The sequence below is a fragment of the Frigoribacterium sp. CFBP 13712 genome (assembly GCF_014842255.1).
Taxonomy (GTDB): domain Bacteria; phylum Actinomycetota; class Actinomycetes; order Actinomycetales; family Microbacteriaceae; genus Frigoribacterium.
This window is the reverse complement of sequence record NZ_JACYVH010000003.1, coordinates 319,176-345,512: the sequence shown is the minus strand read 5'-3', so window position 1 is coordinate 345,512 and position 26,337 is coordinate 319,176. Positions and strand designations below refer to the sequence as shown.

The following is a 26,337-nucleotide window of genomic DNA, read 5'->3' as shown; positions in this document are numbered from 1 at the left end:
CGATGAGCCCCCTCAGTCGACGTCAACTGCTCGGCTTCGGCCTGAGCGCCGGCGCTGCCGCGATCCTGGCCGGGTGCGCGACACCCGGCACGACCTCGGTCAACAGCCTGCCGACCATCCCGCCGGCCGACGGCCGCGTCCGCCTCGAGTACTGGGCCTGGCTCAAGGGCCTCGACCAGGTGACCGACCTCTACAACCGCAGCCAGGACCGCGTCCAGGTCGAGACCGTGTTCATCCCGGGTGGCAACGCCGGCGGCTACCAGAAGCTGTACTCGGCGCTGGCGGCGGGCGCCGGCCCCGACATCGCCCAGGTCGAGCTGCGGTCGCTGCCCGAGTTCCTGCTGGCCAACGGCGTCGTCGACCTCTCGCGCTACGGGATCGACCAGTATCGCGAGCTCTACGACCCCACGCTCTGGAACCAGGTCAGCTACACGGGCGGCGTCTACGCGGTGCCGCAGGACAGCGGCCCGATGGGCATGTTCTACCAGCCGGCCGTCTTCGACCAGGTCGGCGCGTCCGTGCCCGCCACGTGGAGCGACTGGGCCGCCGTGGGCGCCGAGCTGAAGGGCGCGGGCGTGCTGATGGACTCGTTCCCGCTCGCCGACGCGTCGCCGTTCGCCGCCTACGCCACCCAGGCCGGCGCCTCGTGGTTCCGCGCGGAGGACGACGGGTGGGTCATCGACATGACCGACGAGGCGACGATGAAGGTCGCGGCGTTCTTCGACCAGGCGATCGACGACGGGATCGTCACGACGGCCTACGGCGCGTACACGCCCGCCTGGTTCTCGGCCGCCGCCGACGGGAAGATCGCGTCGGTCGCGACGGGCTCGTGGGGCGACGCGCTCATCGAGGGCGTCAGCGGCGCCTCGGGCAAGTGGCGCGCCGCGCCCCTGCCGACCTGGGAGGACGGCTACGCGTCGTCGTTCCTCGGCGGGTCGACGGCGGCGATCCTCGCCAACAGCCGGCACCCGCAGGAGGCGCTCGACTTCGCCGTCTGGATGACCACGACCCCCGAGGGCGTCAACGCGCTGATCGAGTTCTGCGGCATCGGCTGGTCGCCCGCCGTCGACGTGGTCGGGGACCTGCGCGAGAAGCCGAGCGAGTTCTTCAGCGGTCAGAACTACAACCAGGAGGTGTTCGTGCCCGCCACGAAGGAGTCGAGTCAGAACCAGGACTGGAGCTGGTGGCCCGTGACGCAGCAGTCGTTCAACATCCTCAGCGACGGATTCCGTGGCAAGGCCTCCGGCGGGACCCTCGTCGACGCGGTGGTGCAGGCCGAGAAGGACATCATCACGGTCATGAAGAACAAGGGCCTGTCGATCCGCAAGGCCGGCGCATGAGCGGCCCGTCGTCGCGTTCGGTCGCCCGGGCGCCGTGGGTGCTGCTCTTCCCGTTCCTCGCGCTGTTCCTGCTCACCTTCATCGTGCCGATCCTGATGGCGCTCGTGTCGAGCTTCACGCAGGTGCGCCGAGGCGGTCTCTTCGGCGAGACCGGCGTCGTGACGCAGTTCGCCGGGTTCGGCAACTACGCCCAGGTGCTCGGCGACCCCAACTTCGTCGCCTCGATCGGGCGCATGTTCCTGTTCGGCATCGTGCAGGTGCCGCTGATGCTCATCCTCTGCACGGTGCTCGCCCTGCTGCTCGAGTCGGCGTCGGCGAAGTGGCCGGGGCTGTTCCGCGCCGCGTACTTCCTGCCGTACGGGGTGCCGGGCGTCATCGCGACCATCCTCTGGTCGTTCCTCTACGTGCCGGGGCTCAGCCCGATCATCGACGTCGCCGAGACGTTCGGCGTCTCGCCCGACTTCCTCGGGCCGAACACCGTCCTCTGGTCGATCGCGAACATCGTCACCTGGAGCTACACCGGCTACAACATGCTGATCATCATCGCCCAGCTCAAGTCGATCCCGGTCGAGCTCTACGAGGCCGCGAAGGTCGACGGCGCGTCGCCTCTGCGCGTCGCGACGAGCATCCAGCTGCCGTTGATCCGCCCGGCCCTGCTGCTGACCGCCGTCTTCTCGATCATCGGCACCCTGCAGCTGTTCGCCGAGGCGCAGGTGCTGCAGCGCGTGGCCCCCGCCATCGACAGCCAGTACACGCCGAACCTCAGCGCCTACACGACCGCCTTCGCCTACAACGACTACAACGTCGCCGCGGCGCAGTCCGTGCTGATCGCGCTCGTCGCCTTCACGCTCTCGATCGTGTTCCTCACCATCACGAACAGGAAGTCCGCATGAGCCCCCGCGCCACGGTCGCCGAGCACGCCACCGAGACCGAGTCGATCGTCACCGCCGGGCAGGGCGGGAGGCGCGGCGCGGGTCGCGTCTCCGCCCGACGCTCGCGCGGGGCCGGGCCCGACCGGTCCGCGGGTCGCAGCCGCGCCTCCACCATCATCGTCACCGCCGTGCTCACGGTCGTCGCGCTGTACTTCCTGATCCCGGTCTACTGGGTCGTCGTCGCGGCCACGAAGACCACCGGCGACCTCTTCGGCACCTTCGGCTTCTGGTTCGCCCCGTCGTTCGCCCTGTGGGACAACCTCGGTCAGGTGCTGACCTACGGCGACGGCGTCTTCGTCCGCTGGCTCGGCAACTCGGTGCTCTACGCCGGCGTCGGCGCCCTCATTGCGACCTACTTCGCCGCGGCCGGCGGCTACGCCCTCGCCAAGTACGAGTTCAAGGGCCGCAATCTGGTCTTCGGCACGATCCTCGGCGGCGTGCTGGTGCCCGGCACCGCGACCGCGCTGCCGCTGTTCCTGCTCTTCAGCCAGATGGGTCTCGCGAACACCTACTGGAGCGTGCTGCTGCCGTCGCTGGTGTCGCCGTTCGGGCTGTTCCTCTGCCGCATCTACGCGCAGGCGACGGTCGACACCTCGCTGATGGAGGCCGCCCGCCTCGACGGCGCCAGCGAGCTGCGCATCTTCCACACCCTGGGTCTGCGCATCCTCACCCCGGCGCTCGTCACGGTGTTCCTCTTCCAGCTCGTCGGCATCTGGAACAACTACTTCCTGCCGCTGGTGATGCTGAGCGACGTCGACAAGTTCCCCGTCACGCTGGGTCTCAACAACTGGCTGAGCCAGACCGACCGACTGCCCGAGTTCTACCAACTGACGACCGGCGGCGTCCTGCTGTCGATCATCCCGCTCGTCATCGCCATGATCGTGCTGCAGCGCTTCTGGCGCGGCGGCCTCACCGAAGGATCCGTGAAGTGACCTCCGTCGTCCCCTCGACCACCGCCTCCTCGACCACCGCCTCCTCGACCACCGCCGACTCCCCGCTCTCGCCGCCCGTCGGGTACCTCTCCGACACGGGCCCCGGCAGTGGTCGCCGCTCGCCCGCGCGCTCGTGGCTGCACAGCGACGCCCCGCGGCTCTCGCTCGACGGCGAGTGGTCGTTCCGCCTGCTCGCCGGTGTGCCGGGGCTGCCCGGCGGGCGCGGCGTGCTGCCCGACGGCGAGGGCGCGTACGACGTCGGCTCGGTCGACCTCGACGACTCGGGCTGGGAGACAATCACGGTGCCGTCGCACTGGGTGCTCACGGGCGACGGTCGTCGCGGCGCCCCGATCTACACGAACGTGCAGTTCCCGTTCCCGACCGACGCGCCGAACGTGCCCGATGCGAACCCGACGGGCGACCACCGGCGCACCTTCGAGCTGCCCGCCTCGTTCGAGGGCGCCGAGCGCGTGCTGCTGCGCTTCGACGGCGTCGAGTCGACGGCGGTCGTCTGGGTCAACGGCGTGCACGTCGGCGTCGGCGTCGGCAGCCGGCTCGCGCAGGAGTACGACGTCACGGATCTCGTGCACCCCGGCACGAACACCGTGGCCGTCCGGGTGCACCAGTGGTCGGCCCAGAGCTACGTCGAGGATCAGGACCAGTGGTGGCTGCCCGGCGTCTTCCGCAGCGTGTCGCTCGAGGCGCGACCGGTCGGCGGCATCGACGACGTGTGGCTGCGCAGCGAATGGCACGGGACGGCCGGCGAGACGGCAGGAGGCGCGACGATCGTCGCCGAGATCACCGCCGGCCCCGCCGCGTGGCCGGTCACGCTCGCCGTCCCCGAGCTGGGCGTCGACGTCACGTGGGAGTCCCCGGCCGACGTCGCTCCGATCGAGCTGATCGACGTCGAGCCGTGGAGCGCCGAGGTGCCGCGACTCTACGAGGCGACCGTGTCGAGCGCCGACGCGGTCGAGACGATCTCGCACCGGCTCGGGTTCCGCACCGTCCGCATCGTCGGCGACCGGTTCGAGGTCAACGGCCGCCGCGTCGTCTTCCACGGCGTCAATCGGCACGAGGTCCACGCTGACAAGGGGCGCGTGTTCGACGAAGAGTACGCGCGCCGCGACCTCGAGCTGATGAAGCGGTTCAACGTGAACGCGATCCGCACGTCGCACTACCCGCCGCACCCGCGCCTCCTCGACCTCGCCGACGAGCTCGGCTTCTGGGTCGTGCTCGAGTGCGACCTCGAGACGCACGGCTTCGAGCGCGAGCGCTGGGTCGGCAACCCGAGCGACGACGCCGACTGGCACGACGCCTACGTCGACCGCATGGTCCGCACCGTCGAGCGCGACAAGAACCACCCGAGCATCGTGATGTGGTCGCTCGGCAACGAGGCGGGCACCGGGCGGAACCTCGCGGCGATGGCCGCGTGGACCCACGCGCGCGACCGCGGTCGACCGGTCCACTACGAGGGCGACTACACCGGCTCGTACACCGACGTCTACTCGCGGATGTACTCGTGGATCGACGAGACCCGGGCGATCGGCGCCGGCGACGAGGGGTTCCGCCTGCTCGGCTGCACGGCCTCCGAGGCGGCCCGTCAGCGCTCGAAGCCGTTCGTGCTCTGCGAGTACGTGCACGCCATGGGCAACGGCCCCGGCGCGGTCGACGAGTACGAGCGGCTCGTCGACGAGTACCCGCGCCTGCACGGCGGCTTCGTCTGGGAGTGGCGCGACCACGGCCTCCGCACCACGACGCCCGACGGCGTCGAGTACTTCGGCTACGGCGGAGACTTCGGCGAGGTCGTCCACGACGGCAACTTCGTCATGGACGGCATGGTGCTCTCGGACGGCACGCCGAGCCCGGGTCTGCACGAATGGGCCCAGGTCGTCTCGCCGATCCGACTCACGGCGACTCGGGCCGCGGGCACCGACGCCGACGCCGACCTCGCCGGCGCGTCCATCGTCGTCGAGAACCGCCGTCACAGCGCCACGACCGCCGACGTCGAGCTGCTCTGGTCGCTCGAGCACGACGGCGACGTCGTCGCCACGGGCCGTCTCGACGCGCTCGACGACCGCGGGCGCGCCCTGGCCGCGGGGGAGCAGGTCGCCCTCGCCCTGCCCGGACTCGAGGTCTCGGCGACCGGCGAGACGTGGCTCACGGTGCGGGTCGCCCTCCGCGCCGACCACGGCTGGGCCGACGCCGGTCACGTGCTCGCGACGACCCAGGTCGACCTGAGCGCGCCGGCGGCCGTGCGCCACGTCGCCGCCTACCCGCGGCCCGCGGCACCGGGTGCCGGGCGGGACGACTCGACCCGCGCCTCCTCGGGGGCCCTCGACGGCGCCCTCGCGCTGGGCCCCGCGTCGTTCGTCGACGGCCGGCTCGTCTCGCTGGCCGGGCGACCCGTCTCCGGCCCGCGGCTCGAGCTGTGGCGCGCCACGACCGACAACGAGCGCGGTCACTGGGACGCCCCGCGCGACATCGACGCCGACCCGATGCGCGACCGGCACCGCACCGACCTGCCGACCGACGAGCTGCTGCCGAGCGCCGAGACGATCGCGAAGCGGGCCGGGCTGCACCGCCTGACCTCCCGGGTCGAGTCGGTGCGGTCGTCGTCCGAGCACGTCGCCGTCCGCACCCGCTGGGCCGCCGCCGACAGTCGCCACTCGGTCACCGTCGACGAGCGGTGGAGCCTCGAGCGAGGCGAGCTCTGGCTCTCGCTCGACCTCGTGCCGTCGGCCGGCTGGGACCTCTCGTGGCCGAGGGTCGGCGTGCGCTTCGACCTGCCGCTCGACGTCGACCGCGTCTCGTGGTTCGGCACCGGCCCGCTCGAGTCGTACCCCGACAGCCGCGAGGCCGCCCGGGTGGGTCGCTTCGAGTCGAGCGTCGACGACCTCACCGTCGACTACGCGCGGCCGCAGGAGAGCGGGCACCGCAGCGACCTCCGCAGCCTCGAGCTGCGGACCGGGGCGGGCGCCCCGTGGCTGCGTCTCGACGCCGCGCCCGACACCGCCGGGCGGCGCCCCGGGTTCTCGCTGCGGCGGCACACGGCCCAGCAGGTCGACGCCGCCGAGCACCCGTTCGAGCTGCCCGAGCCCGAGGCGACCCACCTCTGGATCGACGCGGCGCAGAACGGCGTCGGCTCGCGGGCGTGCGGGCCCGACGTCTCGGCCCCGCACGTGCTGCGACCCTCCGCCCGGGCCATCCGGCTGCGGGTCAGAGGGCTCTGACCGCGCGGACGACCACATCGCGGACCGTCGCCGGGCCCTCGTGCCCGGCGGCGGTCTCGCGTTCGCGGGTCTCGGCCGTGACGATCGTCCACTCGACCGGGTCGAACAGCGCGACGAGCTCGTCGACGCCGAACATCAGCTCGGGGTGGTGCAGCCGGCGCGCGTCGGAGTCGAGATCCGACAGGTCGTGTCCGACGATGAGCACGCTGCCGCCCGGCGCGACCGCCTCGCCGAGTCCGCGGAAGACCCGGTCGCGGTCCGCCGCCGGCAGATGCATGAAGTGCGACGTGACCAGATCGTAGGAGGCGCGGGGCGGCGTCCACCCGGTGATGTCGTGCTGCTCCCAGGTGATGCGCCCGGCGGCCTCCGCGTCGACCTCCTCGGCCCGAGCGCGCGCCTTGTCCAGTGCGTTCACGGCGATGTCGGTGCCCGTGACCGTCCAGCCCCGGCGCGCCAGCCAGATCGCGTCGCCGCCCTCGCCGCTGCCGATGTCGAGGGCGCGACCGGGTGTCAGCGCCGCGACCTCGTCGACCAGCGCGGCGTTGGGGTCGCCGCTCCAGGCCCAGCCCTCGGTGCCGTAGCGGTCCTCCCAGTAGGCGGCGTCGAAGAGCTCGCCGCCGGTGGTGTGCGGGTGCTGGTTCTGGGGTGAGGTCGGGGGCGCGGTCTCGGGTGCGGTCTCGGAGATCGTCGGCGGGGCGGTCGCCGACCGGCGGGGCGCGTCGGCGCTCCAGGTCTCGACGGCCTCGACGGCGGCCCGGGTCTCGGCCGAGACGAGGTCCATATTGAGCGCGGCGCCGGCCATGACGCCGGACGCCGCGGCCATCACGACCTGGTGACCGGGGTTCGTCAGGTTGCCGGCCAGCCAGACGCCCGGTTCGGCGCTCTGCCCCGTGACGGGGTCGGCGGCGACGATCGTGCCCATGCCCGACGGGTGCGGTTCGGCGTCGAGACCGAGCGAGACGAGCACGTCGCTGCGAGCCGCGACGCTCGTCACGACGGCGACGGCGCCCACCGGGACGGTCGTCCCGTCGGCGAGCACGACGCCTGTGAGGCGGTCGTCCTCCACGCGCACCGAGGCGACGGGCCCCTCGACGATGCGGACCCCGCGCGCCTCGAGACGCGCGCGGTCGGCGTCGTCAGGGGCCAGGCGGTCGTTCGCGAACAGGGTGACGTCGTCGCTCCACTGCCGGAAGAGCAGCGTCTGATGAATGCTCATCGGCCCGGTGCCGATCACGCCGATGGCGCGGTCGCGCACCTCCCAGCCGTGGCAGTAGGGGCAGTGCACGACGTCCCGGCCCCAGCGTGCGGAGAGTCCGTCGACGGGCGGCAGAGCGTCGACGAGGCCGGTGCTGACGACGAGGCGACGGGCGCGCAGGGTGCGGTGGCCGCCGTCGGGGGCGGTGACCTCGACGGTGAAGCCGGGCGCGCCTCCCTGGCCGGTGCGGCGGACGTCGGTGGCGGTGCCCGAGACGACGATCCCGCCGTACGACTCGACCTCGGCGCGCCCGCGACGGAGCAGCTCGAGCGGGGCGATGCCGTCGAGGCCGAGGAACCCGTGGACGCCGTCGGCCGGGGCGTTGCGCGGCTCGCCCGCGTCGACGACGACGACGTCGCGGCGGGCCCTCGCGAGGGTCAGGGCGGCGCTGAGGCCGGCGGCCCCTCCGCCGATCACGACGGCGTCGTGCTCGATGGCGTGCTCGTGCTCGAGTTCGTGTGCGTGTGCGTTCTCGGTCTCGGGGGAGTCGGTCCGGGGATGGGTGGTGTCGTGCGTCATGGTCGATGACCTCCTGACTCCAGGGTGCCGGTCGATGACCTGCGGGGCAACGTCTGTTGCCGAAGAGGCAAAAGGTCGTCCGCGCCCGCCGGTCGTCCCCGTCTCGGCGGCGATGCGAGGATGGTTCCCGTGACCGAGACCCGATCGGCCTTCCTGGCCTGCGCCTCCGTGGCCGTCCGGCTGCTCGAGCGACCCGAGCTGGCGGCGGCCTGGGCGCTGCCGTCCGTGCACGACGGGCTCCGGGTGCGCGACGTCGCGACGGAGCTGGTGCGGGGGCTGCGTCTGAGCGCGCTCGACCTGGGCCGGGGTCCTTCCGTGCCGTCGGCGCTGCGTCCGACCGCGGAGTCCACGGCCCGCGAGGCGCGACTGCTGGTCGAGCGCCTCGAGCAGCACGCCGTCGGCGGTCCGGCGGGTGGTCCCCTCGAGGGCGGCCACGTCCCGGCCTCGCGACTCGCCTCCCTCGCCGCCGATCTCGAGGACCTCGCGCTCAGCGTCGGTCAGCACGTCGACGTGTCACCGACGACCGCCCGGGCCGCGCTCGAGCTGCTCGTCGCGTCCGCTCGCGGGGCCACGGGCGGCGTCGCGGCCCTCGACGGCCTGTCGTCGACGCTCCGTTCGGCACCCGCGGTCGTCCGGGCCTGAGTATCGCCCCGACGACTCGTCGGCCCGGGGTGCACGATGGCGGGATGAGACGCAGCGTCCGCCGACCCGACCGCGACATCCCCGGCCCCGGTCAGGAGTCCGTCTGGGACTATCCCCGACCCCCTCGCGTCGAGGCGCGCACCGAGCGCATCGTCGTGCGACTCGGCGGGCAGGTGGTGGCCGACACGACCCGCTCGTTCCGCGTGCTCGAGACCAGCCACCCGCCGGTCTACTACCTGCCGCGGAGCGCGTTCGTCGAGGGCGCCCTGACCCGGGGCGACGGATCGAGCATGTGCGAGTTCAAGGGCAGCGCCGGCTACGTCGATCTGCGGGGCGGGGCCGACCGGTCGAGTGGAGCCGGCTGGTTCTATCCGTCCCCGTGGGCGGGGTACGAGCAGCTCGTCGACCATGTCGCGCTCTACCCGGGTCGCGTCGAGTCGATCGAGATGGACGGTGAGACCGTGCGGGCGCAGGAGGGCGACTTCTACGGCGGCTGGATCACCGATGCGATCGTCGGCCCGTTCAAGGGACCGCCCGGCACGCTCGGCTGGTGACCCGCGCCTCCTCGGTTCCGTGCTGGCGGCCTCGAGTGGTCAGAAGATGCCGTTCGGGCTCGGATGAACGGCATCTTCTGACCATCGACGCGAACACCGAGGAGGCGCGGGTCGGTCTGCGAACGACGCGCGGCCCCCGGGTCAGGGCGACGTCGAACCCGACAGCGCCGCGACCACCTGCTCGGCCTCGGGGAACCACCGCGCGTAGTGGTCGGGGTCGTCGTTGATCTGGACGGCGTGCGCCGCCTCGGTCGGCGACAGCTCCTTCCAGCCGGGGATCGCCACGAGCTTCGAGAAGAACCGGGTGGCCGCCGAGTACGGATCCATCCGCTCGGCATAGGTTCCCCAGGCGCCGTTGTCGCGTTGCTGGAAGAGCCCGCGACTGTCGGGGCCGACCGCGTCGCCGTGGTCGATGTTGCGCAGGCTGGACTCGCCCATCGCCGTCATCACGCCGATCGCCTGGGTGTGCTCGCCGATGCCCTGCGCCCGGGCGGCCTGCATGATCCACGCCGCGTTGATCAGGCGGTCCTGGCAGTAGCCGGCGACCGGACCGGCAGGCACCTCGATGTCGCCCACCATGACCGGGTCGACCGCGGGGCAGGTCACCGGCGGAGTCACGGGCCGCGCCACCTGATCGCGCGGCGCCGCCAACGACGACACGACCATCACGAGCGCGACGACGAGAGCCAGCACCGCGGCGCAGAAGACGATCGACGCGGCGATCAGCACTCGGCGCACAGGTGGGCCTCTCGGTCGGGCGGATGGAGCAGACGACTCGGAGGCGTCTGACGGAGTCCGAGGATATCGCCTGGTCTCGGAGCCTCACTGGGCGCGAGCCGAGGAGGCGCGGCGTGCCTCACCGACGACGCCCGCCCCCCTGGAGCGGAACGCCTAGAGCGGATCGCCTAGAGCAGATCCCCTAGCGCGGATGGCCCGGAGCGGATCGCCTAGAGCAGGTCGCCTCGGTCGGCCAGGTACGCCGCCGCGTCGCGCACCTCGCCGGGCCCGGCGCCCCAGCGCACCAGTGCCCGGCCGTCGGAGACGAGGAGGCGCTGGTCGCCGGCGACGAGGGCCTCGGTCGAGAGGTCGACGGGCAGATAGGCGTAATCGACGACCTCGCCCTCGGCGAAGTGACCCCGGGCCGCAGCCCGCCGTTCGGCCTTGCGCCTCTCGACGGACGGCGAGAGGTTCTGCGATCGGGTCGGTTCGAGGGCCCGGGTGATGCGACCCGTCTCGTGCACACGGCCGTCGGTCTCGAGCAGCAGCACGCCGAGGCGCCAGGCCCGGCCGACGGGCTCGAGCGAGTCGGCGGTCTTCACGACGACGATCCGGCGCGACGGCCGGTAGCGGGCGAGCGCCTCGGTGCGGGCGTCACGCGCGGCGAGGTCGCGGGCCGTGTCGGCGAGCAGCGTGCGGAGCTGCGCGGCCGCCTGCTCGTCGGCCTCGCTCGGTGCGGGCGCCATCGGTGCGGGCACGATCGGCTCAGGAGTCGTAGCCGTGCGCCAGGAAGTCGTCGAGCACCTCGACGACGAGGGCGTGGTCGTCGGCCTGCGGCAGCCCCGACACCCCGACGGACCCGACGACGCCCACCCCGACCACCGTCACCGGGAACAGACCGCCGTGGGCGGCGTAGAGGTCGGTGTCGAGACGGGACTTCTCGTCGAAGGTGGACCCGGCGACGCGGAACGACTCGCCGACCCGGTACGAGCTCTGCCCGTAGCGCTCGACCACGCGGGCCTTGCGGTCGAGCCACTCGTCGTTGTCGAGCGACGTGCCGGGCAGCGCGGCGTGGAAGACCCGCTGGCGGCCCTTGCGCACCGTGATGGTGACGGCGAGACCGCGGCGACGCGCCTCGGCGAGCAGGAACGCGCCGAGATCGAGAGCGGTGTCGGTGGTGAAGCGGCGGAAGACCAGGCGCTCCTCCTGCTCGGCGAGCTCGGTCAGCAGGGTGTCGTCGGTCATGAGGGCCTCCGGTCGATGCGGGTCGTCTGGTCGCATCCGAGCATAGGCCGGGCCCCTGACATCGGAGCTCGGGGCGTCCGAGCCGGGGGCGTCGGCCGACCCTGCCGACCGGTCCCCGGAGGCCGTGCGTCGGTGACCCGTCGCCGAACGGTCAGCGGCGGACGCCGGCTGACGCGAGCTCGGAGCAGTCGTCGCTGCCCGCGACGCGGCAGTACACGTCGGCCAGCTCGGCGGCCGACCACGCCCACGGGTGGTCGAGCGCCCTGGCCCGGGAGGCGCGCGACAGTCGCCCGGCCCACTCGACGTCGCGGACGACGCGGGTGATGGCGGCCGCCCAGACGTCGGGATCGCGCGAGTCGAGCACGACGCCGGTGACGCCGTCGACGACGCTCTCGCGGAGTCCGCCCGAGGAGGCGGCGATCACGGGCACCCCGCTGGCGGCCGCCTCGAGGGCGATCAGGCCGTAGGTCTCGGAGTGCGACGGCACGAGCACTGCGCGGGCTCCGCGCAGGAGCGTCGCGAGACCGGTGCGCGTGCGGGGGCCGACGAAGCGCACGGTGACGTCGAGCTCGTCGACGAGGGCCAGGAGGTCGTCCTCGTAGCCGGCGAACTCCGTCGACGCGCCGCCGGCGATCACCAGGTCGGGGCGCACCTCCGCGGGCACGGCGGCGACCGCGCGGATGGCGAGGTCGGGGGCCTTGAGCGGCTCGAGGCGCCCGGCGACGACGACGTAGGGGCGTGCGGGGTCGACGACCCGCGCCTCCTCGGTGCCCTCTGATGCGGTGTCTTCGTGAGCCGTCTCGTCCGACACCGTGCCGTCGAGCGGGTGGAACAGCTCGCTGTCGACGCCGGGCAGCACGACGGCGACGCGATCGGGGCTGCCGCCGAGACGGGTCAGCACGGTCTCGGCCTCGGCGCGGCTGATGGCGACGACGGCGTCGGACTCTCGGGCCAGGTGGGCCTCGCCGGCGAGGCGGCCGGGGGACTCCGCGCGCTCCCCGTGCGAGAGGGGGGTCGAGTCGGCGGCCGCGATCGAGTGGAAGCTCTGCACGTGGGGCACGCCGAGCGCTCGGGCGACGGGCAGGGCGGCCATGCCCGAGAACCAGTGGTGGGAGTGCACGACGTCCCATGGGCCGAGCTCGGCGAGACGGTCGCGGAACTCGTCGACGAAGAGCTCGTTGCGGCCCTTCGTGACGGGCTCGGCGGGGCCCGCCGCGACGAAGTGGAGCGTGACGCCCGGCGACAGGTCGACGCGGGGCGGCTCGTCGGGCGACGAGCGTCGAGTGACGATGTCGACCCGGTGGCCGGCGGCGCCGAGGGCCTCGGCCTGGTTGCGCACCACGACGTTCATGCCGCCGACGTCGCCCGAGCCCGGCTCGGCGCCGGGGGAGGTGTGCAGCGACACGAGCGCGATGCGGAGCGGGGAGGAGGCGGTGGTCACTTCCCGAGGGTACCGGCCCGCGGGTGCGCGCGGCCCGCGCGCCCGGTGCGCCGGACGATGCGGGCGAGTCCGGCCAGGACGGTCGCCCGGACGCGCCCGTCTGCGCCGGACCCGCCCGGCCGGCGGATCAGGCGGTCGCGCCGGTCCAGAACGTGCGGACGTCGTCGAGCAGCGCCTCCGCCTGGCGGCGTCCGGCATCGGCGGCGGGGCGGCGGGTGGCGGTCGACAGCACGTCGCCGCCGAAGGCCGCGAGAGCCTCGGCGTCCGCCTGGATCACGAGCACCTCGCGCCCGGCAGCACGGCGGGCCGCGACGACCTGGGGCAGCGTCGGCCCGAGCGGCGAGACGTCGAGCTCGGGGCCGCACGAGAGCACCAGCACCCGGTCGTACTCGTCGCCCAGGTCGGCGTTCGTGCCCGAGCGGACCCCGCCGTCCATGGTGGGGTGCCCGTCGATCTCGACGGTGGGCCAGACGACGGGCACCGCGCAGCTGGCGGCGACGGCGCGGTGGAGGTCGACGCCCGAGTCGGCGTCGAGGGGGCGGAAGGCGCCGTCGGTCGCGTCCACGGTGCAGACCGTGAACGCGCCGGTCGGCCAGCCGACGTCGCCGAATCGCGCGCGCATCGTCGTGAGCAGGGCGGGCTCGTCGCCGGTGACCGGTGTCTGCCGGGCGAGCGCGCCGATGCGGGCCCGCGCCTCCTGCTGGTCCGTCGCGCCCATCAGCGCCTGACCGAGCGTCTGCTGGAACGCCTCGGGGTCGATCGAGCCGGTCGGCAGCTCCGTGACCGCCTCGTACTGCTCGCGCAGACCCTCGTCCACGCGTCCGAGCCGCACCATCGTGCCGACGACCGAGCCGGCCGACGTGCCGACCACCAGATCGGCGTCGTCGAGGGCGACACCGGCCTCGAGGAGGCGCGACAGCACGCCGAGCTCCCAGGCGATTCCGGTGATGCCGCCGCCGCCGAGGACGAGAGCGGTGCGTGGGCGGGAGGAGGCGGGGCTGGTCATGTCGTGCATCTCCGGAGTGTCGGCGGTGTGTCGGTTCGGTGGCGTCTCGGGCGCGGGTCGTCTCGGGTGCGAGATCGCGCTGCCACGGGGCCGGCCCCGACGGTAGGCCCGTCGCCTAGGAGGACGGTCGGAGTTCGCCGAGTCGGCCGAGCGCCTGCACGTGCCACTCGGTCTGGGCGAGCGCCGAGCCGAGCCGGTAGCCGTGCAGCGAGGCGATGCCGCCGGTCCACGACATGCGTTCGGCGACCTGCCAGACCGTCGGACGGTCGAGAGACGCGTCGGTCGTGCCGGCATCGGTCGCGCTGGGGTCGGTCGTACCGCCGTGCGTCGTACGGGCATCGGTCGCGCTGGCGACCGTCGTGTCGGCGTCAGTCGGGCTCTCGCGCGCCCCCGCGAGAGCGTCGAGCGCGGCTGCGGCGTCGGCGCTGCGGGCGGCACGGTGATCGACGAGGGCCTGCGCCCGGTCGGAGAGACCGACGAACCGGAACTCGTGCCCCGGGCAGACCTCGAGGGCGTCCGCCCCCGGGACGTCGAGGGCGATGACCCGACCGAGCGACGCGAGGTAGTCGTCGAGGGGGTTGCCGTCCGCTCGACCGCCGAGCCCGATGCCCGGGTTGATGCGCGGCAGCACGTGGTCGCCGGTGAAGATCAGCCGCTGCTCGGGTTCGACGAAGCAGAGGTGTCCGGCGGTGTGACCGGGGGTGTGGACGGCGCGCAGTCGTCGCCCGGCGATCGGCAGCTCGTCGCCGTCGGCGAGCAGCAGGTCGGCGGTGACGCGGGGGAGGTGGCGACCCGATCCCCACGACGCGACCAGCGCCTCCTCGTCGTCGGCCGGTGCGCCCCAGCGGGCGATGTCTGCGTCGGCTGCGGCGGCGTCGGCGGTGCGCTCGTCGAGCGCGAGCTGCTCGGTGGAGTGCAGGGCGAGGCGGGCTCCGGAGGCGCGGCGCACGGCATCGGCACCACCCAGGTGGTCGGCGTGCAGATGGGTGACGGCCACGAGGGCGATGTCCGCCATCGAGTGGTCGATCTCGCCGAGTGCGGCCTCGAGCCGGTCGAGGTTCGCGTCGTCGGCCCACCCGGGGTCGATGAGGGTGAGCGCGCCGTCGGAGCCCTCGATCAGGTAGCCGAGCGAGAAGTCGCCGTCGCCGAACGGGAAGGCGATCGACCAGACTCCGTGCCGCACCTCCTCGACCGGGGGCTGCTCGCCACGGTCGAGCGCCTGCGCCTGTACGGCGCTGACGGGGGTGGGAGGAACGGGTCGGCTGGCGGGGTCGCTCACCCTCCGAGCCTAGCCAGGCCCGCCCCGCCGCCCGCCCGCCGCCCGCCCGCCCAGGCAGCGATGAACCCCGTTCGCGAAGATGAACCGCGATATACGGTGGTTCATCTTCGCGAACGGGGTTCGCGGGGCAGCGCGGCCGACGGCTACTCGGCCGACACCTCGATCAGCACCTTGCCGACGATGTCGCCCTCGACCGCCTCGTGCGCGGCCGCGGTCTCGGCGAGCGGGAACGTGTGCACCGGCAGGCCCGCGGCCTCGCCGATCGGCAGGACCCCGTCGCGGAGGGCCGCCGTGACGTCCTCCGCGGCGGCGTCGAGCGCCGCCGCGCCGACCGTGTACAGCAACACGAACTGGTACCGAGTGTTGGTGATCATGTTCGCGCGGATCGGGATCGTCGTCGTGTCGCCGCCGTTGTCGGCGTAGATGGCGACGGAGGCGCGGTGGGCGACGACGTCGGCGAGCAGGTCGGCGTTCTGTGACATGGCGACCTCGACGACGACGTCGACCCCGTCGGGTGCGATGGCGCGGATCTCGGCGGCGGCGTCGCCGGTGCGGTAGTTCACGACGTGGTGCGCGCCGGCGGCGGTGGCCAGCGCCGCCTTGGCGTCCGAGCTGATGGTCGTGATGACCGTTGCACCGGCCCAGCGGGCGAGCTGGATGGCGGCGTGACCGACGGCACCCGCGCCTCCGGCGACGAGAACGGTCGCGCCGTCGAGGCTGCCGGGGGTCAGGCGGCTCGGGCCGTCCTCCCAGACGGTGAGCGCGCGGTGGGCGGTCATCGCGGGGACGCCCAACGCGGCACCGACGTCGAGTCCGATGCCCGCGGGCAGCGGGACGACGAGTCGTGCGGGCAGCACGGTGAACTCCTGCGCCGTGCCGGTCGGGCGTTGGTAGGCGGAGAGGTACGTCCAGACCCGGTCGCCGACCGAGAGTCCGGTCACGCCGTCGCCGACGGCGTCGACGATGCCCGAGCCGTCCTGGTTCGGGGTGACCTCGTCGAACGGCAGGCTCTCGCCCGGCTCGCCGCCGGCTCGGGACTTCCAGTCGGTGGGGTTGACGCCCGACCACACGACGCGCACGCGCACCTCGCCGGCGGCGGGTTCGGGCACCTCGCGGTCGACGAGCTGCAGCACGGTGGTGGCGGGTCCGGTCTCGGTGTACACGATCGACTTCATGCCCGGAGCCAACCAGACGCGGCCGCCCGATGTTCCCGGCGACTCGGAGACCGCACTCGAGGAGTCACGACACGCCGCCCCGTGCTCCCGACCTCTCGGAGACCGCGCTCGAGGAGTCACGACACGCCGCGCCTCCTGCAGTCCCGCGGCGTGTCGTCACTCCTCGAGAACGGAAATGGGGCCAAGCCCCGGCTCAGGCGGACGCGCGGCGGAACGCGGCGAGCGCCAGCAGGTCGTCCTCGGGCCCGCCGCCCTCGTGCCCGTTGTACGGCCAGATCGTGATGTCCTTCGGTCCGCCGTAGGCGTGGAACGCGCCGAACACGGTCGACGGCGGGCAGATAGGGTCCATCAGCGCGGTGGTGAACACGGCAGGAGCACTGCCGCGGCGAGCGAAGTTCACCCCGTCGAAGTACGAGAGGACCTCGTGCACCGAGGAGGCGCGGTGCCGGTGGACGGCCAGGTACCGTCCGATCTCCTTGTACGGGTCGGCGTCGGTGATCACGCTGGCTCGGCGGAAGTCGCAGAGGAACGGCACGTACGCCGCGACGGCGGCGAGGTCGGGCACGAGGCCGGCGACGGCGAGTGCGATGCCGCCGCCCTGGCTGCCGCCCACGACGGACACCCGGGCGGGGTCGACGACCTCGAGCGAGCGAGCGGCCTCGACGGCGCGCACGGCGTCGGCGAACACGCGTCGGAAGTAGTACGTCTCGCGGCTGTCGATGCCGCGCGTCATGACGCCGGGGTGGGCGGGCCCCGAGCCGTCGGGGTCGGGGGTGTCGCCGCGGCTCCAGCCCGAGCCCTGCCCGCGGGTGTCCATCTGGAGGTGCGCGTGGCCGGTCGCCGACCAGAACAGGTTCTCGGTGGGGGCGCCGCGGCCGCCGCCGTAGCCGACGTACTGCACGACGGCGGGCAACGGCCCTGTCGCACCGGCGGGAACTCGCAGCCACGCCCGCACCGGCTGCCCGGCCCAGCCGGCGAAGGTGACGTCGTACACGTCGACCGTCGTCAGTCCGGTGTCCACAGCCTCGACCCGCACGTCGAGGGGGTGCGCCCGGGTCTCGTCGAGGGTGGCGGCCCAGAAGGTGTCGAAGTCGTCGGGCTCGGTCTGGGTGCTGCGGTGCTCCCAGAGGGCTGTCTCGGGCATGTCGGTGAACATGCGCTCCTGTCTACCCGCCGAGCGGCTCGTCGAGGAGTCACGACATGCCGCGGGCCTCCGATGCGACGCGGCGTGTCCTGACTCTTCGAGCTGGTGAGCCGGTGAGCCGGAGAGGCGGAGCCGAGGAGGCGCGGGTCAGGCCGCCGGCACCAGGTTCGGCACCCAGCCGAACGCGGGAGCGACGTGCTCCGCCACGGTCTGCAGCAGGCGGGCGTTGTACTCGACTCCGAGCTGGTTCGGAACGGTGAGCAGCACGGTGTCGGCGGCCTGCACGGCCGCGTCGGCCGCCAGCTGCTCGGCGATGACGTCGGGCTCGCCGATGTAGCTCTTGCCGAAGCGCGACTGCACGCCGTCGAGCAGACCGACCTGGTCGCCGCCGTCGGCCTGGGCGCGCACGCCGAAGTAGCGGCGGTCCTCGTCGGTGGTGATCGGGATGACGCTGCGGCTGATCGAGACGCGGGGCTCCCGGGTGTGACCCGCGTCGGCCCATGCCCGGCGATAGAGCTCGATCTGCTCGGCCTGCAGCTGATCGAAGGGGACACCGGTGTCTTCCGTCAGCAGGGTGCTGCTCATTAGGTTCATGCCCTGCTGCGCGGTCCAGACGGCGGTGGCCCGGCTGCCCGAACCCCACCAGATGCGCTCGCCGAGACCGGGGGACTGCGGCTCGATCGACAGGCCCTGCGACCAGCCGGTCATCTTCGGGTCCGACCGAGCGACGTCCGCTCCGCCGATCGCGGCCCGGAACAGCTCGGTGTGCCGACGCGCGAGGTCGGCGTCGCTCTCGCCGGCCGCCGGCGTGAAGCCGAACGACTCCCATCCGCGGAGGGCCGGCTCGGGTGATCCCCGACTGACGCCGAGCTGCAGTCGCCCTGCGCTGATCAGATCGGCCGCCGCGGCCTGCTCCGCCATCGACAGCGGGTTCTCGTAGCGCATGTCGATCACGCCGGTGCCGAGTTCGATGCGGCTGGTGCGCGCCGCCATGGCCGCCAGCAGCGGGAACGGGCTGGCCAGCTGACGCACGAAGTGGTGCACGCGCACGGCGGCCACGTCGATGCCGATCTCCTCCGCGGCCTCGGCCAGCTCGATCGACTGGACCAGCGCCTCCCGGGCGGTCGGGGTCGCCGACCCGCGGACGTCCTGATAGTGGCCGAACGACAGGAACCCGATGCGCTTCTTCATGACCGGGCGAACCATCGGCGCTCGCAGCCCATTCCGCCCGGCCGCTCATCTCGGTAGCGTGATCGTGTGGAGAATCGGTTTCGCATCGACGACGACGACCTCGGGGTCGACCTGCAGGCCTCGAGCGTCACGCTCGACGACGACGGGGTGATCGACGCGGTCGTGGTCGCCCAGCGGGTGCCCGCCGCGGCCGACTGGACGGAGTCGCCGCCGCGCCTCCGGTTCCGCGACGTGCCGCTCAAGTTCGACGGGGCCAGCTTCGGGGCGACCGTCGACGACGACCTGCTCGACGAGCACGACATCGCCTTCTGGCTCGAGGGCAGCGACGACGTGCACGGGGTGCTCAGCCTCCGCGCCGGCGATCTGCTGCGCTTCGTCGGCACCACCCACGTCTCGGGCGAGCCCACCTCGTGGCGACTCGACGTCGCCCTCGCGTTCGGCGGCACCAGGCGCGCACCCGCCGTCTGACGGCTCGCGGGTCGCGGCGGCCGCCTCAGCGGTGTCCGGCCGACGCCTCAGCGGTGCGCGATCTCGACCACCGGCACGTATCGCCGCACGCGCATCTGCAGCGTCAGCTGCCCCCGCCGGGCGAGCACGAGGGCGGTGATCGCCGCGACGAGCGCAGGCACTCCACCCGACAGCACCATCGCCGCGTGGGTTCCGAACGTCTCGACGACGAGCCCCATCAGCGGCCCGCCGATGGCCTGCCCGCCGAGCAGCACCAGCACGTACAGCGACATGACGCGCCCCCTGATGGCGATGTTGCTCGAGAGCTGCACCAGCTGGTTCGCCGCCGTGAGGAACAGCAGCGATGCGAAGCCGACGGTGACGAGGGTGACGGCGAAGAGCCCGACCGACGGCATCGAGCCGGCGACCGCCTGGAGCAGGCCCGTCGCCAGCAGACCGAGCACGATGGTCCGCAGCCGGATGGTCGCCCGCCGCGTCGACAGCAGCGCGCCGGTGAGGGCGCCCACCGCGATCATCGAGTTGAAGAGCCCGTAGCCGCCCGCCCCCACGTCGTAGACGTCGTCGGCGAACGAGGCCAGCAGCACCGGCATGGTCAGGCCGAACACGGCGTACGAGGCGACGAGCACCACCGGCACCAGGATCGTCGGCTTCGCCCGGGCGTAGGCGAGGCCCGCCCGCAGCTGACCGCGACTGCGCGGGCCCGGCGCCGTCCGGGTCATCTGCGCCGTCTTCAGCAGGCCGAGCATGACGACCACCAGCAGGCAGGCGACCCCGTTGACGACGAACGCCCAGCCGGCGCCCACCGCCAGCAGCAGCACCCCGCTCACGGCGGGTCCGATCATCCCGCCGAGCTGGAACACGCTGGAGTTCACGCTGATGGCGTTCCGCAGGTACCTGTGCCCCACGAGCTCCGACACGATCACCTGCCGTGCGGGGTTGTCGATGACCGTCACGAGACCGGTCGCGAACGCGATGGCGAAGACGTGCCAGGGCATCACGACGCCCGAGAGCGTCAGAGCCGCCAGCCCGAGACTGAGGACCGCGAACACGCTCTGCGTCGCGATCATCAGGGCGCGCTTCGAGAAGCGGTCGACGATCACCCCGCCCAGCAGGCCGAAGAAGAGCATCGGGGCGAACTGCAGCGCCACGGTGATGCCGACGGCCGTCGCGCTGCCCGTCAGCTCGAGCACGAGCCAGTCCTGCGCGATGCGCTGCATCCAGCCCGCCGTCATCGCGACGACGTTGCCGGCGGTCCACAGCCGGAAGTTCGGCACGCTCAGGGCGATGAAGGTGTGGCGCCACGGCGGGCGCTCGGCCATGACGGGCAGGGGTTCGGTGGCGGGGGGCGGGGCGACGGTGCGGGGCGGGACTGACATCACCCACGACGCTACGGCCCGAACCCTCATTCGGACCCGCTATGGTTCGAATCAGTGCCATTGGTCATCGCAATGCGCCGAGAGGAGCCCCGTGTTCGACCCCGCCCTGCTCGCCACGTTCCTCGCCGTCGCCGAGACCCGCAGCTTCACGAACGCCGGGCTCCGACTCGGCATCAGCCAGCCCACGGTCAGCCAGCACATCGGCCGTCTCGAGAAGGCCGCCGGCCGCACGCTCGTCACGCGCGACACCCGCGAGGTCCGACTCACCGACAACGGCGACGCCATGGCCGGTTTCGCCCGCACGATCCTCGCCGCGCACACCGCCGCCGAGAGCTACTTCAGCGGCTCGGCCATGCGCGGGCGACTCCGCTTCGGTGCCGCCGACGACCTCGCGATCACGCAGCTGCCCCGCATCCTCCGGCACTTCCGTCAGCTGCATCCGCAGATCGACCTCGAGCTGACCGTCAACCAGAGCGCACCGCTCCGCCGCCGCCTCGCCTCCGGACACCTCGACCTCATCTTCGTGAAGCAGACGGCGGGCGAGAGCACCGAGGGCACCCGGGTCGCCGGAGACACCATGGTCTGGATGGCGCAGGAGAAACTGCAGATCGAGACCGGTCACCCCGTGCCCCTCATCGCCTACCAGGCGCCGAGCCTCAGCCGACAGCTCGCCATCGACGCGCTCGAGTCCGCCGGCCGCACCTGGCGCATCACCTGCAACACCCGCGACGTCAACGGCATGCTCGCCGCCGTGCGCGCCGGAATGGGCATAGCCGCCTTCCCCTTCTCCCTCATCCCCACCGACCTCGTCAAGGTCAGCCGCCGCTTCTCGCTGCCCGACCTCGGAGACGTCGACTACGTCCTCGTCGCCAACCCCGTCGCCCCCCGCGAACCCGTCGACGCCCTCACCACCGCCATCATGAGCCGCGGGGTCAGCCGAGCCGTCTGACCCGCCCACCGCGATCAGCGCCGCCCCCGGCCACGCCGACCCCCGGCCACGCCGACCCCGCTGACAGGCCGAGGAGGCGCACGCGAGCACCATGGGCACCATGAACCGGCGCCCCTCCCGCACCCCGAACCCCCTCCGCCCCACCTCCGGGGCGACCCGCCCCGACGCCGACCGCGCCCGCACCACGGCACGGGCGCTCGCCGCGGCCCTCGGGGTCAGCGGAGTCCTGCACCTCGTCCGCCCCGCGGTCTACGACTCGATCGTGCCCCGCGTCCTCCCCGGCCCCGCCCGGGCCTACACGGTCGTCTCGGGCGTGGCCGAGATCGGCATCGCGGCGGCTCTGCTGTCGCGGCCGACCCGCCGTCTTGGCGGCACCCTCGCCGCGGCGCTCTTCGTCGCCGTGTTCCCGGCCAACGTGTCGATGGCGGGCCGATCCGTCCGCAGCAGCCGCGCCTCCTCGCTGCGCACCGCTATCGCGATCGCACGGCTGCCCCTGCAGTGGCCGCTGGTGAGTCGGGCGCTGCTCGTGCGCCGCGCCTCCTGATCCCCGACGCACCGGCCGCCCGGCGGCGCCCAGCAGCCGACTCGCCGACCCCGCTACGGTGGGGAACGACCCCTCTGCGCATCCCGTCGCACCGCCCGAGCCGCACGGAAGGCCCCGCATGACGACCATCGACCTGAACGCCGACCTCGGCGAGGGCTACGGTCGCTGGACTCTCGGCGACGACGACGCGATGCTCGCCGCGGTCACGAGCGCCAACGTCGCCTGCGGGTTCCACGCGGGCGACCCCCTCACCATGACCGCCGTGGTCGACGCGGCGCACCGACGCGGCGTCGCCGTGGGCGCCCACGTCTCGTACCGGGATCTCGCGGGCTTCGGGCGCCGTTTCGTCGACGCCTCCGAGGCCGAGCTGGTCGGCGACGTCGTCTACCAGATCGGTGCGCTGACCGGGGTCGCGGCGTCGGTCGGGGCGACGGTCCGCTACGTCAAGCCGCACGGCGCGCTCTACTCGGTGATCGCGGGCGACGACGAGCGCGGTCGCCGGCACGCCCATGCCGTCGTCGAGGCCGTCACGCGGGTCGACCCCGGCCTGGTGCTCGTGGGCCTGGCGGGTTCGCCGCTGCTGACCCGGGCCACCGAGGCGGGGCTGTCGACCATCGCCGAGGCCTTCGCCGACCGGGCCTACACGCCCGACGGCCGTCTCGTCCCGCGCACGGACCCCGGCGCCGTGCTGCACGACCCCGCCGAGATCGTCGACCGCGTGCTGCGGCTCGTCGAGACGGGGCGCATCCGGGCCGTCGACGGCACCGATCTCGCACTGCACGCCGAGTCGGTCTGCGTGCACGGCGACACCCCCGGCGCCGTCGCGATCGCCGCCGGGCTGCGCACGGCTCTCGAGGCGGCCGGCGTCGACGTCCGCTCGTTCGTCGCCGTCCCGCGCCAGGTCGCGGCCACCGAGTCCGCCGTCCCGCCGTCGCCGCAGACCGGAGCGCCCGCGGACGCGCTCGCGACCCCGCCCGCGAACCCGACCGCGTCATCGACCCCGCCCGCCCCCGCCGGGTCGCCGTCGTGAGCGACGATCACGGGGTCGACCTCCAGTCGGCGATCGCGCGCCTGCGGGTGCTCCCGCTCGGCACCGACGGCATCCTGATCGAGACCGGCGGGCTCGACGAGTCGCTGGCGCTGTTCGGAGCGCTGCTCGCGCAGCCCGTCGCCGGTCTGCTCGACGTCGTGCCCGCGGCGCGGACGGTCGCGGTGCGGTTCCTGCCCAGCCTCCTGCCCGTGCGGTCGCTGCTCGCGGTGATCCGATCGCTGCCGAAGTCCCGCGACGCGGCGACCAGCGGTCGACTCGTCGAGATCCCCGTGCACTACGACGGGGCCGATCTCGACGAGGTGGCGCGACTCACCGGGCTGAGCGTCGACGAGGTCGTGCGGAGGCACACGGACGCCGTGCACACCGTCGCGTTCACCGGCTTCGCGCCCGGCTTCGCCTACCTCTCGGGCGGCGACCCGGCTCTCGACGTGCCCCGGCGGGACGTCCCCCGCACCGCCGTGCCCGCGGGCGCCGTCGCCCTCGCCGCGGGCTTCTCCGGCGTCTACCCGCGAGAGAGCCCGGGCGGCTGGCAGCTCCTCGGTCGCACGACCGTCCCGATGTGGGATCTCTCCGAGCGCGTCCCCGCCCTCCTGCAGCCGGGCATGCGCGTCCGCTTCGTCGCCGTGCCGGAGCGCGAGGGCGGCGTCGATCTCGACGGCGTCACGACGCCCCACGGCGACGACCGCACCGAGGAGGCGCGGGTCGGCTCCCCGACGACCGCTCCCGTCGCGCTCCGGGCCGCGACGGTCGAGCACGCGGCGGACCCGGCGGTGTCGCCGACCCGCGCGCTCGTCGTTTCGGCTCCCGGGCCGTTCAGCATCATCGAAGACCTGGGGCGCCCCGGCCGGTCGGGTCTCGGCGTCTCGCGATCGGGCGCGATGGACCACCGGGCGCTCCGCGAGGCGAACCGGCTCGTCGGCTCGCCCACCGGGTCCCCGGCCCTCGAGATGGCCTACGGGGGTCTCGTGGCCACGGCTCGGGGCGACCTCGTCGTCGCGATCGCCGGGGCGCCCGTCGCCGTCACCGTCGACCGCGGCGGCGATCGGATCGCCGGCGTCGTCGGAGCCCCTTTCGCGCTCGACGACGGCGACGTGCTGGAGGTGGGCGCGCCTCCTCGGGGCGTCTACTCGTACCTCGCCGTCCGCGGCGGCTGGCTCGTCGACCCAGTGCTCGACAGCGCGTCCGGCGACGTCCTGGCCGGGCTCGGGCCCGAGCGCCTGCAGGCGGGCGACGAGCTCGTCGTGGCTCGCGGGTGGTCCGAGTCGGTGGCCGCCGCGGCCCCTCACGTGCAGCGGAACGTCTCGGGGCCCGACGAGGTGACGTTCCTCGACGTCGTGCTGGGACCCCGCGACGACTGGTTCACCGACGAGGCGCTCGCCCGCCTGACCGAGCAGGAGTGGACGGTCACGCCGCAGTCGAACCGCATCGGGCTCCGGCTCGAGGGCGCGGTCCCGCTCGACCGCGCTGTGACCGACGAGCTCGACAGCGAGGCCACGGTCTCGGGCGCCCTGCAGATCCCGCCCGACGGGCAGCCGGTCCTGTTCATGGCCGACCACCCCGTCACCGGCGGGTACCCGGTCGTCGCCTGCGTGGTCGGCGATCAGCTCGATCGCGCCGCTCAGGTGCCGATCGGCGCCCGGGTGCGCTTCCGCGCCGTGCCCGGCCCGGCGCTGACCGGCCGCGCCGCTGCGGCGGCCGCCGCAGCATCGTCGCCCGGGGCCGGGGCCGGGGCCGGGTCCGAAGCCGACGACACCGCACCGGTCGGTCCGCCGGCCGCCGTGCCCGAGCGAGGTGACGAGGCGTGAAGAAGGTCCTCATCGCCGAGCGCGGTCTGATCGCCGTCCGCATCGCGGGCGCCTGCGCCGAGCTCGACCTCGGCTCGGTCGCGGTGCATGCGACCGACGACGCCGAGGCCCTCCACGTCCGTGCGGCCGACGAGGCGTGGGCCCTCGACACCGGCGACGCCCTCGACGCCTACCTCGACATGGACGCCCTGATCGTGGTCGCTCGTCGCAGCGGAGCCGACGCCGTCCACCCCGGCTGCGGCCCGCTCTCCGAGAACGCCGAGTTCGCGCGCCGCGTGGTCGCCGCCGGGTTGACCTGGATCGGCCCGACCCCCGAGACGATGGAGACGCTGGGCGACAAGATCGCCACGCGCGCCCTCGCCGACTCGGTCGGCGCGGCGCTGGTCGTCGGCACGGCGGGGCCGATCGAGAGCGCCTCCGACGCCGTCGTGTTCGCTCAGCGGCACGGCATGCCGATCGCCCTGAAGGCTGCGCACGGCGGGGGAGGGCTGGGCCTCCGCGTCGCCCGCCGCCTCGACGAGGTCGCCGACTTCTTCGACTCCGCGGTGCGCGAGTCGGCGGCGGTCTTCGGTCGGGGCGAGTGCTTCGTCGAGCAGTACGTCGACCGGCCGCGGCACGTCGAGGCCCAGGTGCTCGGTGACGGCCGCGGCGGGGTGGTCGTCGTCGACGTGCGCGACTGCTCGGTGCAGCGACGTCATCAGAAGCTCGTCGCCGAGTCGCCCGCGCCGTTCCTGACCGACGCCCAGCGCGACACGGTCGTCGAGACCGCGCGGTCGATCGCGGGTGCGGTCGACTACCGGGGGGCCGGCACGGTCGAGTTCCTCGTCTCGCAGGCCGGTGCGGTCTCGTTCCTCGAGTTCGGCACGGCCCTGGCGGTCGAGCACGCCGCGACGGAGCAGTCGACGGGGGTCGACCTCGTCCGGCAGCAGCTGCTCGTCGCCGCCGACCGGCCCCTCGAGGTCGGCGACCAGCCGCCGGTGCTCGGTCACAGCATCACCTTCCGCGTCACCGCCGAAGACCCTGGGCGGGGCTTCCTGCCGACCGACGCCGCGGTCACCGCCCTGTCGCTGCCCGGCGGCCCCGGGGTCCGGGTCGATCCCGGCGTGGTGTCCGGCGGCGCGGTGCCTGCGGGGCGCGACTCGCTCCTCCTGACCGTCACGGCCAGCGGTCGCGATCGCGACGAGGCGCTGCGGCGGGCCCGACGAGCGCTCTCCGACCTCGACGTCGTCGGGCCGGCGACGACCGCGCCGTTCCACCGTCTGCTGCTCGACGAAGAGGCCTTCACCGCCGGCGACGGGCGGTTCGGGGTGCACACCCGCTGGATCGAGACCGAGCTCGACGGCCTCGACGCCCTCGCGGTCGCCACGCCGCCGGGCGGTCGCGAGCCGGGCCCCGTCCGCAGCTGGATCGAGGTCGACGGCAGGCGGGTCGAGGTCGCCCTGTCGGCCGCGCTGGCGTCGTCCGAGGTCGTGGCCGCCCTCGTCGCGGCGTCGACGACGGAGGGCGATCCGCCGCCGCTCTAAGATGGGCGTCTGCCCGCGG

At 73.5% G+C, this 26,337-nt stretch carries 23 protein-coding genes; 12 read left to right on the top strand and 11 right to left on the bottom strand.

What is annotated here, in order from left to right:
• Nucleotides 1–2: 2 nt before the first annotated feature.
• From IFT51_RS07800 to IFT51_RS07785, 4 genes are read left to right on the top strand one after another with little or no spacing between them, the layout of a single operon-like run.
• Nucleotides 3–1,340 carry an ABC transporter substrate-binding protein gene (locus IFT51_RS07800; protein WP_192060493.1) on the top strand — a complete coding sequence of 446 codons (1,338 nt, stop codon included), beginning with the start codon at nucleotides 3–5 and terminating at the stop codon, nucleotides 1,338–1,340.
• The gene (locus IFT51_RS07795; protein WP_192060492.1) at nucleotides 1,337–2,233 is read left to right on the top strand and encodes a carbohydrate ABC transporter permease; all 897 of its coding nucleotides are present in this window, start codon (nucleotides 1,337–1,339) and stop codon (nucleotides 2,231–2,233) included. Before IFT51_RS07800 ends, IFT51_RS07795 begins: the two co-directional genes overlap by 4 nt.
• Complete coding sequence (locus tag IFT51_RS07790; RefSeq protein WP_192060491.1) at nucleotides 2,230–3,204, top strand: carbohydrate ABC transporter permease; 975 nt, start codon at nucleotides 2,230–2,232, stop codon at nucleotides 3,202–3,204. The genes IFT51_RS07795 and IFT51_RS07790 overlap by 4 nt, the downstream gene beginning before the upstream one ends.
• Nucleotides 3,201–6,434, top strand: a complete 3,234-nt coding sequence (locus IFT51_RS07785; RefSeq protein ID WP_192060490.1) for a glycoside hydrolase family 2 TIM barrel-domain containing protein — start codon at nucleotides 3,201–3,203, stop codon at nucleotides 6,432–6,434. Before IFT51_RS07790 ends, IFT51_RS07785 begins: the two co-directional genes overlap by 4 nt.
• On the opposite strand, the gene IFT51_RS07780 is transcribed toward IFT51_RS07785, so the two are convergent.
• Nucleotides 6,421–8,208, bottom strand: a complete 1,788-nt coding sequence (locus tag IFT51_RS07780; RefSeq protein WP_192060489.1) for a bifunctional NAD(P)/FAD-dependent oxidoreductase/class I SAM-dependent methyltransferase — start codon at nucleotides 8,206–8,208, stop codon at nucleotides 6,421–6,423. The genes IFT51_RS07785 and IFT51_RS07780 overlap by 14 nt on opposite strands.
• A 129-nt stretch (nucleotides 8,209–8,337) precedes the next feature.
• On the opposite strand from IFT51_RS07780, the gene IFT51_RS07775 reads away from it, so the two are divergent.
• Both IFT51_RS07775 and IFT51_RS07770 read left to right on the top strand, forming a co-directional pair.
• Nucleotides 8,338–8,850 (top strand): hypothetical protein, encoded by a 513-nt coding sequence (locus IFT51_RS07775; RefSeq protein WP_192060488.1) that lies wholly within the window; start codon nucleotides 8,338–8,340, stop codon nucleotides 8,848–8,850.
• 44 nt (nucleotides 8,851–8,894) lie between these two features.
• Complete coding sequence (locus IFT51_RS07770) at nucleotides 8,895–9,404, top strand: DUF427 domain-containing protein (RefSeq protein WP_192060487.1); 510 nt, start codon at nucleotides 8,895–8,897, stop codon at nucleotides 9,402–9,404.
• A gap of 141 nt (nucleotides 9,405–9,545) precedes the next feature.
• Here the strand turns inward: IFT51_RS07770 and IFT51_RS07765 are convergent, their stop codons facing one another.
• The 9 genes from IFT51_RS07765 to IFT51_RS07725 form a co-directional block, all read right to left on the bottom strand.
• Entirely contained in the window at nucleotides 9,546–10,142 is a 597-nt protein-coding gene (locus IFT51_RS07765) for a hypothetical protein (protein ID WP_192060486.1), read from the bottom strand.
• Between the two features lie 209 nt (nucleotides 10,143–10,351).
• Nucleotides 10,352–10,867: a hypothetical protein gene (locus IFT51_RS07760; protein ID WP_192060485.1), complete on the bottom strand. Its 516-nt coding sequence runs from the start codon at nucleotides 10,865–10,867 to the stop codon at nucleotides 10,352–10,354.
• Nucleotides 10,868–10,886: 19 nt separating this feature from the next.
• Nucleotides 10,887–11,366, bottom strand: coding sequence for a heme-degrading domain-containing protein (locus IFT51_RS07755; RefSeq protein WP_192060484.1), 480 nt, complete (start codon nucleotides 11,364–11,366; stop codon nucleotides 10,887–10,889).
• A 151-nt stretch (nucleotides 11,367–11,517) separates the two neighbouring features.
• The gene (locus tag IFT51_RS07750; RefSeq protein ID WP_192060483.1) at nucleotides 11,518–12,807 is read right to left on the bottom strand and encodes a glycosyltransferase; all 1,290 of its coding nucleotides are present in this window, start codon (nucleotides 12,805–12,807) and stop codon (nucleotides 11,518–11,520) included.
• A 127-nt stretch (nucleotides 12,808–12,934) separates the two neighbouring features.
• Entirely contained in the window at nucleotides 12,935–13,822 is an 888-nt protein-coding gene (locus IFT51_RS07745; protein WP_244637027.1) for a patatin-like phospholipase family protein, read from the bottom strand.
• Between the two features lie 106 nt (nucleotides 13,823–13,928).
• Complete coding sequence (locus IFT51_RS07740; RefSeq protein WP_192060482.1) at nucleotides 13,929–15,092, bottom strand: MBL fold metallo-hydrolase; 1,164 nt, start codon at nucleotides 15,090–15,092, stop codon at nucleotides 13,929–13,931.
• Nucleotides 15,093–15,235: 143 nt separating this feature from the next.
• Nucleotides 15,236–16,267 carry an NADPH:quinone reductase gene (locus IFT51_RS07735; RefSeq protein WP_192060481.1) on the bottom strand — a complete coding sequence of 344 codons (1,032 nt, stop codon included), beginning with the start codon at nucleotides 16,265–16,267 and terminating at the stop codon, nucleotides 15,236–15,238.
• A 193-nt stretch (nucleotides 16,268–16,460) separates the two neighbouring features.
• Nucleotides 16,461–17,423, bottom strand: coding sequence for an acetylxylan esterase (locus tag IFT51_RS07730; protein ID WP_192060480.1), 963 nt, complete (start codon nucleotides 17,421–17,423; stop codon nucleotides 16,461–16,463).
• Nucleotides 17,424–17,558: 135 nt separating this feature from the next.
• A complete protein-coding gene (locus IFT51_RS07725; protein WP_192060479.1) occupies nucleotides 17,559–18,602 on the bottom strand; it encodes an LLM class flavin-dependent oxidoreductase in 1,044 nt (347 codons plus the stop codon).
• Between the two features lie 66 nt (nucleotides 18,603–18,668).
• Between IFT51_RS07725 and IFT51_RS07720 the strand changes: the two genes are divergently transcribed.
• The gene (locus IFT51_RS07720; protein WP_192060478.1) at nucleotides 18,669–19,070 is read left to right on the top strand and encodes a hypothetical protein; all 402 of its coding nucleotides are present in this window, start codon (nucleotides 18,669–18,671) and stop codon (nucleotides 19,068–19,070) included.
• A gap of 47 nt (nucleotides 19,071–19,117) precedes the next feature.
• Here the strand turns inward: IFT51_RS07720 and IFT51_RS07715 are convergent, their stop codons facing one another.
• Nucleotides 19,118–20,446 (bottom strand): MFS transporter, encoded by a 1,329-nt coding sequence (locus IFT51_RS07715; protein ID WP_192060477.1) that lies wholly within the window; start codon nucleotides 20,444–20,446, stop codon nucleotides 19,118–19,120.
• A gap of 91 nt (nucleotides 20,447–20,537) precedes the next feature.
• On the opposite strand from IFT51_RS07715, the gene IFT51_RS07710 reads away from it, so the two are divergent.
• The 5 genes from IFT51_RS07710 (at nucleotide 20,538) to IFT51_RS07690 (ending at nucleotide 26,318) form a co-directional block, all read left to right on the top strand.
• Nucleotides 20,538–21,395: a LysR substrate-binding domain-containing protein gene (locus IFT51_RS07710; protein ID WP_192060476.1), complete on the top strand. Its 858-nt coding sequence runs from the start codon at nucleotides 20,538–20,540 to the stop codon at nucleotides 21,393–21,395.
• Nucleotides 21,396–21,495: 100 nt separating this feature from the next.
• Entirely contained in the window at nucleotides 21,496–21,939 is a 444-nt protein-coding gene (locus IFT51_RS07705; protein ID WP_244637026.1) for a hypothetical protein, read from the top strand.
• 118 nt (nucleotides 21,940–22,057) lie between these two features.
• On the top strand, nucleotides 22,058–22,969 hold the full coding sequence (pxpA, locus tag IFT51_RS07700; RefSeq protein ID WP_192060475.1) for a LamB/YcsF family protein: 912 nt from the start codon (nucleotides 22,058–22,060) through the stop codon (nucleotides 22,967–22,969).
• The gene (locus IFT51_RS07695) at nucleotides 22,966–24,795 is read left to right on the top strand and encodes a 5-oxoprolinase/urea amidolyase family protein (RefSeq protein WP_371740734.1); all 1,830 of its coding nucleotides are present in this window, start codon (nucleotides 22,966–22,968) and stop codon (nucleotides 24,793–24,795) included. Before pxpA ends, IFT51_RS07695 begins: the two co-directional genes overlap by 4 nt.
• Nucleotides 24,792–26,318, top strand: coding sequence for a biotin carboxylase N-terminal domain-containing protein (locus IFT51_RS07690; protein WP_192060474.1), 1,527 nt, complete (start codon nucleotides 24,792–24,794; stop codon nucleotides 26,316–26,318). The genes IFT51_RS07695 and IFT51_RS07690 overlap by 4 nt, the downstream gene beginning before the upstream one ends.
• The last annotated feature ends 19 nt before the right edge of the window (nucleotides 26,319–26,337 follow it).

Bases quoted from the DNA above. Each gene is read 5' to 3' on its own strand.
- IFT51_RS07800 (WP_192060493.1), top strand. From the start codon at position 3: ATGAGCCCCCTCAGTCGACGTCAACTGCTCGGCTTCGGCCTGAGCGCC.
- IFT51_RS07795 (WP_192060492.1), top strand. From the start codon at position 1,337: ATGAGCGGCCCGTCGTCGCGTTCGGTCGCCCGGGCGCCGTGGGTGCTG.
- IFT51_RS07790 (WP_192060491.1), top strand. From the start codon at position 2,230: ATGAGCCCCCGCGCCACGGTCGCCGAGCACGCCACCGAGACCGAGTCG.
- IFT51_RS07780 (WP_192060489.1), bottom strand. From the start codon at position 8,208: ATGACGCACGACACCACCCATCCCCGGACCGACTCCCCCGAGACCGAG.
- IFT51_RS07770 (WP_192060487.1), top strand. From the start codon at position 8,895: ATGAGACGCAGCGTCCGCCGACCCGACCGCGACATCCCCGGCCCCGGT.
- IFT51_RS07760 (WP_192060485.1), bottom strand. From the start codon at position 10,867: ATGGCGCCCGCACCGAGCGAGGCCGACGAGCAGGCGGCCGCGCAGCTC.
- IFT51_RS07755 (WP_192060484.1), bottom strand. From the start codon at position 11,366: ATGACCGACGACACCCTGCTGACCGAGCTCGCCGAGCAGGAGGAGCGC.
- IFT51_RS07745 (WP_244637027.1), bottom strand. From the start codon at position 13,822: ATGCACGACATGACCAGCCCCGCCTCCTCCCGCCCACGCACCGCTCTC.
- IFT51_RS07735 (WP_192060481.1), bottom strand. From the start codon at position 16,267: ATGAAGTCGATCGTGTACACCGAGACCGGACCCGCCACCACCGTGCTG.
- IFT51_RS07730 (WP_192060480.1), bottom strand. From the start codon at position 17,423: ATGTTCACCGACATGCCCGAGACAGCCCTCTGGGAGCACCGCAGCACC.
- IFT51_RS07725 (WP_192060479.1), bottom strand. From the start codon at position 18,602: ATGAAGAAGCGCATCGGGTTCCTGTCGTTCGGCCACTATCAGGACGTC.
- IFT51_RS07715 (WP_192060477.1), bottom strand. From the start codon at position 20,446: ATGTCAGTCCCGCCCCGCACCGTCGCCCCGCCCCCCGCCACCGAACCC.
- IFT51_RS07705 (WP_244637026.1), top strand. From the start codon at position 21,496: ATGAACCGGCGCCCCTCCCGCACCCCGAACCCCCTCCGCCCCACCTCC.
- pxpA (WP_192060475.1), top strand. From the start codon at position 22,058: ATGACGACCATCGACCTGAACGCCGACCTCGGCGAGGGCTACGGTCGC.